Consider the following 8,732-nt stretch of genomic DNA (forward strand, 5'->3'; position numbering starts at 1 on the left):
TGGCTGTCACCAGGTCTGCGCGCGGCGTGGCCCAGGGCGGAAAGGCAGATGAACTGCCTCTCGAACCGAGAGCTACCACCCGCCCGCGTGAAACATCCCTTCTCCGACATCCGGGGAGCTGCCCGAAAGTATGGTCTCTACCGCGATCAGGTGATCGTGAGGGTGATGATGGGTCTTTCCCGGGTACAGTTCTGTCCGTCGATCGCCTTCGCCTGGATCTTGTGCTGCCCCGGAGTCAAATAGATGTAACGCGGTGAGTTGTCTCTGCCGATTCCGCCATCGGCCCGGACCGTGATGAGCTGGTCGAAGGCGCCGCTGGCGTCGAGCGTGGCCCGCTGGGAGATGACCGCGTGATCGAAGACCAAACTGATCTGGGTGTTCTCCTGGCATGGCAGCCAGCCGGTGCCGCTGAGATGGAAGGACTGCCCAACATTTGCTTGGGAGGGGCCGAACAACTGCGGTGTGGTTACAGGCGCTGGCGGCGAGGCGGTGGGCCGGCGTGGAGGACCGGGACTCGTCATGGTGGCCACGGGGCCTGGCTCCGGGGGCAGCGTGTCAGTCCTGCTACTGGCCGGCAGGGAGGGTGGCGCAGGACGGTGGAAGGCAGCCTGCGTAGCAGGGCCTGCGACCGGGGCGGTGGCCCTGTTCCCAGCTGCGTTGGGGACCGTTGCCGCCGAGCTCTCGCCTTGGGCAGGGACAAGGATTACCGCCGCGACAATGGATACGATGGCGATCACACCGGTGGCCACGAAGGCGTAGAACCGCCATACTTCACTTGTCGGTGGCTTCTCCCGGGCGGCGGTCGCCGGCCGGGAGGCTGTGATTCCGGGAAGATGAATCCAGGCACGGGACCGGAACGTCTTGACCACGACGTCGACCTCGGTGAACGTCTCGGGCCGGATGCTCCCGTAGCCGTCGCGGACGGCCCCGCGGTGCACCCGTTCGGAGACGATGACGGCCACATTGGCCTCGGGTTCGTCGCGCAGCGCCTGCCGCAGGGGCTCGGCCTCGACCAGGCGGCATGCCTCGATCACGTCATGGCCGGCCCAGCCGGAACTCTCGGCCAGCACCTCACCGTCGTGGATCGCCAGCCGCAGCCGCATCCGCGCCGGTTCACTGTGCAGCATTCGATCATGCCGCAGCGCCACCTCGAGCCGGTCGACGAACGGATCGAGCAGCCGGACGAGGGACACGTTGGGCGGGATCACAATCAGCAGCCCGTCGGCCCCGGTCAGCCACGCTGACCACGGCGTCAGCCCATTCCCGCCACGGCAGCCCCGACTCGACGAACGCCAGGTTGAGCACCTCACGCAACCGTTGCCGCAGGTTCTTCTGCGTGTGGCTGTCGCGGGAACTCCAGCTTTCGATGTCAGCCACCATGATGCGGCGCGATACAGGTTCGTCCGGCATGTGGGACGGCCCTCCTTCAGGGCCGCGTCGGTGGACACGGCCCTCATCAATGGCGGATTCTCGATGTGAAGCTCGCGCCATCAGATCGGTATCTGATCGGCGGTGGGCGCAGGCCACTATGGTGCGGGCGGCTTCGCCGCCTGTCGCCTGCCGTAGCCGTCGTCCCTGACCGTCGTAGTGGTCCGCTGGTGCCCGTTCGACGTCATCCGTCACATTTGGCGAGGCATTGTGTCTCCGTAGGCGAACGCACGCAACACGTCAACCTCCACAAGGACGATCATCCTGCCCCTTTTTTTGATCACCCCACGAGAACGGAGGTTTTTCAGGTCGCGGCCGACCGACTCCCGGGACGCACCGATCGCCGCCGCGAGATCGTGGTGGGTCAGCCGCAGCGTGATGGCGACACCACCGCCGGGCTGGGCCTGCCCGTGCCGGTGCGCGAGTTCCAGGAGGTGGCGGGCCAGCCGGACGGCGGTCGGATACGCGCCCAGGTCAGAGCGACGGCGGTCGGACTCCCGCAGGCGCCGGGCCATCGAGCCGACCACGGCACGCGCCACCTCGGGATGACTGGCCACGAAGGCCCTGAAGAGATCGGCCGGCACCACGGCGACCTCGACGCCCTCCAAGGCCACCACCGACGCCGAGCGCGTCTCACCATCGATGACCGCCATCTCACCGATCAGATCGCCCGGACCGCGATGGGCGAGCAGGGTCTCATACCCGCTCTCGGCAACGGTCACAATCTTCACCCGCCCCGACCGAATGATCATCGTTCGATCGGGGCGATCACCCTCCCGTAGCAGGATGTCGCCCTGCCGATAGCTTCTGATCGTCCCAAGTGCTTCGAAGGCTGAGCGGTCCCCGGGACTCAACTGGCCGTCAGTGCTGTGATCGCTGCCACTTGCGGACACGTGTTCCTCTCCATCACGTGACGGGTGACGCAGAGTACCCCACTTGCTGCGCCACAAGGATGCGGCGGGTATCCGTCATCACGTTCCGTCCACCTATAGTGCCGGAAAGCGGCCCTGCCCAGCCGTGCGGCCGCAGGCACCACATAAAGTCCGCTCAATCAGCGGATATATGCCCGATAAAGGGAAATACGGGCGGCACGGAGGCCGAATTGCGGAGGCTGGGTTCCCGGTATGTCCCGCGCGAACCGCTCGGGCGCGGCACACGGACAAGGCACGGCGGCGGACTGCTGGTGGCGGGTGTCGCGGCGGTGATGCTCATGGGCCTCGGCTCATGGCTGCTCGCCACCGGCCTCAGCCGGGATGGCCGTGCCCCCGCCGGGCAGCGGTCCGTCAGGCAGCGATCTGTGCCGAGCGCCGCGGTGACGGTTTCGGTGGCTGCCTCGGTGACCGCCTCGGTGACGGCAGCAGCCGGTTCCATCGCTGTGGCCGAGCCCCCTTCCCCAGCGGACCCGCCGACGATGCCGGTACCGGACGTGCGCAACATGCTGCTGGCCGACGCCTCCACAACACTGCGCAAGGCCGGCTTCACCAACATCCCATACCGGTATGACTGCTACCGGTCACCCAACATCAACAACGTGGTGAGCCAGGAGCCGTCCCCCGGCAGCCGGCTCACCATGACCTCTCCGGTGAGCCTCACGCTGCAGGCCGCCGATTGCGCGGCCGTGCCCATGGTCGTGGGAATGATGTTACGTGACGCCACCAACACGCTGCGGCAGACCGGATTCACCTATATCTCGTACTCCTACGAGTGCCTGAAATCGATCAATGCCGCCACCGTGGTCATCCAGTCGCCGCCCGAGGACACCAGTTACAGCATGAAACAATTTGTGACTCTCAGATTACAAAAAACCAACTGTTGATCACATGGAACGATCGATCGGTAGTGACCGGCTCGGCCAGACCCCCGCGGTCCGAAGTCCCTGTCGTGCGTCCCCGTCCAGGGCGCGCGGCACGGGCAACGGCGCGGGCGGGCTGTCCAGTACCGTCCGGCCGCCGCCAGCACCACCGAGTGCCGCCGCCCGACCGCTGAAACCCGCCTGATCGCTCGGTGCGGGCTGGGACACGGCAGCGGACGGCCGGGGCGCCGCGGCCCACATGTCGACCTCAACGATGATCTCCCCGTCCTCGGAGTTCATGCGCAGTCGTCCGCCGTGGACCTCGACCAGCCGCCGGACCACGTACAGGCCCATACCGGCGCCGTCGGTCTCCCGGGTCGCTGTCCCGTCCCGCTGCGTGAACGGCTCGAAAAGCTGCCGGATCGTGGCCGGATCAAGATCGGGGCCAGGATTGCGGACCCGCAGGACCACCTCGTCGCCGACCCGACCGGCGATGAGCCGCACGGGCGCTCCGGGCCACGAGTGCACCAGGGCGTTGTCGACGAGGTTGGCGACCACCTGGTGCAATGCCTGGCGGGCCATTCGCACGGGCAGCCGGGGCGGTAGGTCGACGCTGACGTTCGCCGCGGTGGTCGGCGAGTAGGCCAGTGTCGCGAGCACATCCTTCACGACCTCGGGAAGATCCGCGACCGTGTTTTCCTCGGTACCGTTACCCGTGGCGGTTGCCGCGGTGAGCATGTTCTCCAGCAACCGGGACAGCCGGTCGGAGTAGGTGACGGCCGAGTCGAGCATGTCGTCGAGCTGTGCCGCGGACATCCGGTCCCGCCGCCTTTTGATCGTGAGCAGAGTGCCGCGGATACCGGTCAGCGGCGTCCGGAACTCGTGCGAGACCGTAGCGACAAGATCGCTGCGGATGCGGTCGGTCTCTTCGAGGCGGGCCATCAGGCTCTGCTGGCCCTCGTAGAGCTGCGCCCGATAGTGCTCGACCCGGCGGCGGGACTGCTCGCTGAAGTACCAGAAGATCACCTGGGCGCCCGCCAGCGCACAGATGAACGCGGCACTGATCGCGGCGAAGGTCCATGGGGAGCCTGCGTGGCGGTAGGAGATGACCTGGTCGCCAACGGCGCCGTTGGCGAGGAAGACGAACGCGATTGCCAGCAGATAGACCGCCCAATCCTCATAGAGGGCTATCAGCGCCACGACCACGAAGAAGTGGAAGTGCAGTTCGGGCTGTCCCCGCAAGATGTGGACCAGCACCACGGAGCTGCACAGCAGGCCGAGGCTGGTAGCGAGCGCGCGCAGGCGGCGCACACCCGGCAGGACGGCCGCGCCGAGCAGCAGCGCCGCCGGGCAGGCCGACAGCAGCCCCTGCCAGACGCCGAACTCCCCGTACGCGGCGCAGCCGACGATGATCGGCAGATGGACGGCGAGGATCCAGACCAGCAGCCGGTGGCGGGCAACCCAGTCCTCGGTGGGCAGGCCGCGCCCATGCGGCATCCAGCCCCAGGTCCGCCCGCTGAGCTTCTCGGCGGGAAGGATGAGGTCAGCGACGGGTCGATGGCCGGGTGAGGTCCGCTCGGCACGGCGGAGCCGGCCGGCGCGCGCACTGCCATGGCGACGCCGCGCCCGGTCGGGAACAGGGGCCACGGAGGACATCCCGGTCATCCTCTACCGATCGGCGCCAGGCGCACCATGGCCGGCAAGGATGGTGTGACATGGCAAGCAGACCCACCCATGACTAGACCATCTTTACCAGCCGGTAACAGGCTCAACGAGGCCATGGCGCCGCAGGCGGCCGCTTCGGCACCGTATGGTCCGCATGGTGGCCTTCGGACGGCCACCCAGGAGGAGGACACCGTGCCCCCCGTGACCTTGACCGCGACCCCCCTGACCGCCGTCGCCGCCTCCCCCGCCGACCCGGCCTGTGCCAGCCCGGCCTGTGCCGGCGCAGCCGCTGCCTTCGCGCCTGTCGTCGAGCCAGGCGTCCGCGCGGACGAAGCGGTCGCGACCAACGGCCCGCGGCTGCGGCTCGTCACCACCAACGACCAGCCAGCCGGAATCGTGCACGGACACGACCCGAGCTCCTGCGGGTGTCGGGAGTGCGCCATGGCGCGTCACCCCGCGTCGATGCCTCGGCTGACGGTCGTTTGATGACCGTGGGTCGGTAGGAGCGACCGGCAGTACCGCCAGCCGCGCCAAGAACAGCGCAAAGGGTCCCAGGAGCTGTTGATCCTGGGACCCTTTGCGCTGACCGGACACACGCCGCCTCGGGACTTCGGGGCCGCTTCGGGGAGACGGCCGTAGAACACCGTCCCCGACCGGTGGCAGCCGGACAGACGACGAAGGGCTGGTGCCCCGGTCTGCCCAGGTCACCAGCCCTTTACCAGTGGTCTTGCCTGTAGCCCCGACCGGATTCGAACCGGCGCTACCGCCTTGAGAGGGCGGCGTCCTAGGCCACTAGACGACGGGGCCAACTGTTCTCACTTCAGGCACACTGTACTTCGCAGCGCAGCAAGCCTGACGCTGGGGTACCAGGACTCGAACCTAGACTAACGGAACCAGAATCCGTTGGGCTGCCAATTACCCCATACCCCAAGGTCGCCCTTGCGGGCGAGCCCTACTGTACCGCATCCAGCCGGGGAGGCTGCCGGTGACCTGCCGCGAGCCGCCCGCCGGCAGGTCACCGGCAGGTCCGGATATGATCAATTATCTGGATCAGCGGGAGGTGACCGGGTTGGTGAGGGTGCCGATCCCCTCCAGCGTGACGGCCACGGTCTGCCCGGGGCTCATCGGGCCTACCCCAGCCGGCGTTCCGGTCAGCAGGAGGTCACCGGGCAGCAGGGTCATCGCCGCGGACATGTACGCGATGAGCGACGCGACATCGTGCAGCAGCGACTTCGTCCGGGCGTCCTGCCGGAGCTCGCCGTCGAGAGTCGTGCGGACAGCCACGTCGGACGGGTCGAGATCGGTCTCGATCCATGGCCCGACCGGGCAGAAGGTGTCGTGCCCCTTGGCCCGGGTCCACTGGCCGTCGGCCCGCTGCTGGTCGCGTGCGCTGACGTCGTTGGCACAGGTGTAACCGAGAACGACCTCCAGCGCCCGCGCCACCGGGACGTCCCGGCACAGCCGCCCGATGACGATCGCGAGCTCACCCTCGTAGTCGACATGATCGCTGTCAGGAGGAAGCACGATCGGGTCGCCCGGACCGATCACGCTCGTCGACGGTTTCAGGAAAAGCAGCGGGTTCGCCGGGGCGGTATCGCCCATCTCCCGGACGTGGTCGGCGTAGTTCTTGCCGACACACAGCACTTTGCTGGGAAGCACCGGCGCGAGTAACCGCACGCCGCCGAGCGGGTGCCGCGCGCCGGTGAAGCTGAACGCGCCGAAGGGATGGGGGGTGATCGTGGCCACCGTGGCCTCGCCCCGCTCCACCTCTCCCTCGACCACCCCGAAGGCCGGTTCCGTCCCGTCGGTGAACCTGGCGATACGCACCCGTTGACGTTACAGGCAACCTCCGGTCACATGTGTCCCAGCGCACGTCACGGACCTCGTGGATAGGCTTTCCGCGCGTTCGGAGATCTCAGCCCGGGAGGAGCCAGGTGAGCGAGACCACACCCGTCTACGATGTCGGCGCGCCGGAACCGAAGCCCATCGACGAGGAGCTGAGCGTGCAGCTCGGCCATCTCGCCGAGGACGCGATCCTGCGCGGCAAGCCCAACGGCAGCGAGCGGTGCGACAACTGTCTGTACTACCTTGACACCGACAGGGACATCACCTACTGCTGGCACCCGAAGCTGCGCATCCTGGTCGGCGGCGACTGGTGGTGCCAGTGGTGGGAGGAGATCCCGGCGGACTGACGACACACGCGGCACCCACCGTAACGCCCTGAAAAAATACGATCAAATTTGCGCGGGCTGCGGAGCGGGGTACAGCGCACGGCGCAGGACGTCATGGATCTCCCGCGCCTGGCGCTTGAAGACGGCCGCGGAACGCTCCAGGCTCGCCCCGTGGAACGTCCCCGGGAACTGGTGCAGCTCGACCGAGACGCCCGCCCGCAGCAGCGCCAGGGCGTAGTCGATCCCCTCGTCGCGCAACGGGTCGAACTCGGCGGCCGAGACGTACGCGGGGGGCAGGCCGACGAGGTCGGTGGCTCGGGCCGGCGCCGCGTACGGCGACACGTCGTCACCGAACGCGGCGTCACCGAGCGTGATGTCGCCGGGTTTGGCGCCACCAGGCGTGGCGTCATCGGAGCGGCCCAGGTAACGCTGCCAGCTCCGCACGGCGTTCGGCCGGCTCCACAAGGGCGTGTCAGCAAAATCGATCATGGATGGAGTGGCCAGCCGGTCGTCCAGTTCGGGCGCTGCCAGGAGCTGATAGCACAGGGAGGGGCCGCCACGATCTCGGGCGAGCAACGCGAGCCCTGCCGCGAGCCCCCCGCCGGCGCTCGCGCCGCCGACGGCTACCCTGCCGCGGTCGACACCGAGGACCTCCGCGTGCTCAACCAGCCACCGCAGGGTGGCGTAGCAGTCCTCAAGCCCCGCCGGGAACGGGTTCTCCGGAGCCAGTCGATACTCCGGTGACACCACTATGACCTTGGCTTCGGCACAGATCCACGCCGCGTTCGGATGCGTCGCCCCCGCGTCGCCCCCGGCGCAACCGTCGCCATCGATGCCACCGCCGTTGATCCACAACATGGCCGGCCACGGCTCACCGGACTCGTTCGGCCGGTAGATACGGACCGTGACATCAGGCGATCCCAGTGGGCCGGGGACCACCCAATCCTCACATGTCACTTTCGGCGGCAACGACACCACGGTGGCGAGCTCGGGATCCACCACGACTCCTCATATCCGGGGCGAAACAGGCCTTGACCAGCACTTCCACCGCGAATGAGTGTTCCCTGCAAAGAGGCATCTGTCATCTGATGCTGCCTGGATCGACCCGCTGGGCCACCAGAAGCACTCTGGATCTTCCAGCGTCAACCGGTCGCCTCCGGGAAGAGCCCCTACTTTATGGTCGCTGGACGGGGTGGAAATGTCACCCCAAGCGGCTATCATGAACATATGTTCGAATTATGCGATGGATGCCTCAGCCCCCCGACAGGGCCGAGCCGGAGGGCCGCCGCCGTTCTCAGGCGTGGCCGCACCGGGCGTCCGTATCCGCCCGGCCGTCATGCTGATCATTGTTCGCCACGTCGCCCGAACGGCCAACGCCGTCGACGGCGGCCCGACCGATCATTATGGTTCACGTTTTGTGAAGGGTCGACCCCAAGGCCGACATCAAGATCGATACCGATGCGTCGTGCGATCTCCACCGCCTCGCTCAGCATCGCCTGGCCACGCTCGTGTTCGCCCATGCCAGAGAGAAGCCCACCAAGCTGGCGAAGTGAGATCATGACGTCCCGTTGCTTACCGGCGTTCACCGGATCGGCCTCGGCCAGGCGCAGGGCAATCGCCAGATCTTGTTCGTAATACTCACGAGCCTTATCAGTATCTCCCAATCTCACAGCAAG

Annotated in this window: 9 protein-coding genes and 2 tRNA genes; 3 read left to right on the forward strand and 8 right to left on the reverse strand. The window is 67.4% G+C overall.

Annotation, left to right across the window (positions count from 1 at the left end; genetic code table 11):
* Nucleotides 1-146 precede the first annotated feature (146 nt).
* The gene (locus MJ785_RS18385; protein WP_239381978.1) at nt 147-1,208 is read right to left on the reverse strand and encodes a hypothetical protein; all 1,062 of its coding nucleotides are present in this window, start codon (nt 1,206-1,208) and stop codon (nt 147-149) included.
* A 411-nt stretch (nt 1,209-1,619) separates the two neighbouring features.
* Nucleotides 1,620-2,321, reverse strand: a complete 702-nt coding sequence (locus MJ785_RS18390) for a Crp/Fnr family transcriptional regulator (protein ID WP_239381980.1) — start codon at nt 2,319-2,321, stop codon at nt 1,620-1,622.
* A gap of 290 nt (nt 2,322-2,611) precedes the next feature.
* Here MJ785_RS18390 and MJ785_RS18395 point away from each other — a divergent pair, with 290 nt between their 5' ends.
* The gene (locus tag MJ785_RS18395) at nt 2,612-3,244 is read left to right on the forward strand and encodes a PASTA domain-containing protein (protein WP_239381982.1); all 633 of its coding nucleotides are present in this window, start codon (nt 2,612-2,614) and stop codon (nt 3,242-3,244) included.
* Here MJ785_RS18395 and MJ785_RS18400 read toward each other — a convergent pair whose 3' ends face one another.
* Nucleotides 3,245-4,876 carry a HAMP domain-containing sensor histidine kinase gene (locus MJ785_RS18400; protein WP_239310357.1) on the reverse strand — a complete coding sequence of 544 codons (1,632 nt, stop codon included), beginning with the start codon at nt 4,874-4,876 and terminating at the stop codon, nt 3,245-3,247.
* A gap of 201 nt (nt 4,877-5,077) precedes the next feature.
* On the opposite strand from MJ785_RS18400, the gene MJ785_RS18405 reads away from it, so the two are divergent.
* Nucleotides 5,078-5,371: a hypothetical protein gene (locus tag MJ785_RS18405; RefSeq protein ID WP_239310364.1), complete on the forward strand. Its 294-nt coding sequence runs from the start codon at nt 5,078-5,080 to the stop codon at nt 5,369-5,371.
* A 248-nt stretch (nt 5,372-5,619) separates the two neighbouring features.
* Here the strand turns inward: MJ785_RS18405 and MJ785_RS18410 are convergent.
* From MJ785_RS18410 to MJ785_RS18420, 3 genes are all read right to left on the reverse strand, one after another.
* Nucleotides 5,620-5,692 (reverse strand) — tRNA-Glu (locus MJ785_RS18410).
* Between the two features lie 51 nt (nt 5,693-5,743).
* Nucleotides 5,744-5,815 (reverse strand) — tRNA-Gln (locus MJ785_RS18415).
* Nucleotides 5,816-5,935: 120 nt separating this feature from the next.
* Nucleotides 5,936-6,712, reverse strand: coding sequence for a fumarylacetoacetate hydrolase family protein (locus tag MJ785_RS18420; RefSeq protein WP_239310358.1), 777 nt, complete (start codon nt 6,710-6,712; stop codon nt 5,936-5,938).
* 107 nt (nt 6,713-6,819) lie between these two features.
* Here MJ785_RS18420 and MJ785_RS18425 point away from each other — a divergent pair, with 107 nt between their 5' ends.
* Nucleotides 6,820-7,077 carry a hypothetical protein gene (locus MJ785_RS18425; protein ID WP_239310359.1) on the forward strand — a complete coding sequence of 86 codons (258 nt, stop codon included), beginning with the start codon at nt 6,820-6,822 and terminating at the stop codon, nt 7,075-7,077.
* Nucleotides 7,078-7,119: 42 nt separating this feature from the next.
* Here the strand turns inward: MJ785_RS18425 and MJ785_RS18430 are convergent, their stop codons facing one another.
* Nucleotides 7,120-8,058, reverse strand: a complete 939-nt coding sequence (locus tag MJ785_RS18430; protein WP_239310360.1) for an alpha/beta hydrolase fold domain-containing protein — start codon at nt 8,056-8,058, stop codon at nt 7,120-7,122.
* Nucleotides 8,059-8,399: 341 nt separating this feature from the next.
* On the reverse strand, nt 8,400-8,732 hold a 333-nt coding region (locus MJ785_RS18435), incomplete at its 5' end, for a tetratricopeptide repeat protein (protein WP_239381984.1).

This window comes from Protofrankia sp. CiT1 (assembly GCF_917627335.1).
In the GTDB taxonomy this organism is placed as follows: domain Bacteria; phylum Actinomycetota; class Actinomycetes; order Frankiales; family Frankiaceae; genus Protofrankia.

What these genes read in the sequence shown, in the direction of transcription:
- MJ785_RS18400 (WP_239310357.1), bottom strand. Translation starts at nt 4,876, where the DNA reads ATGTCCTCCGTGGCCCCTGTTCCCGACCGGGCGCGGCGTCGCCATGGC.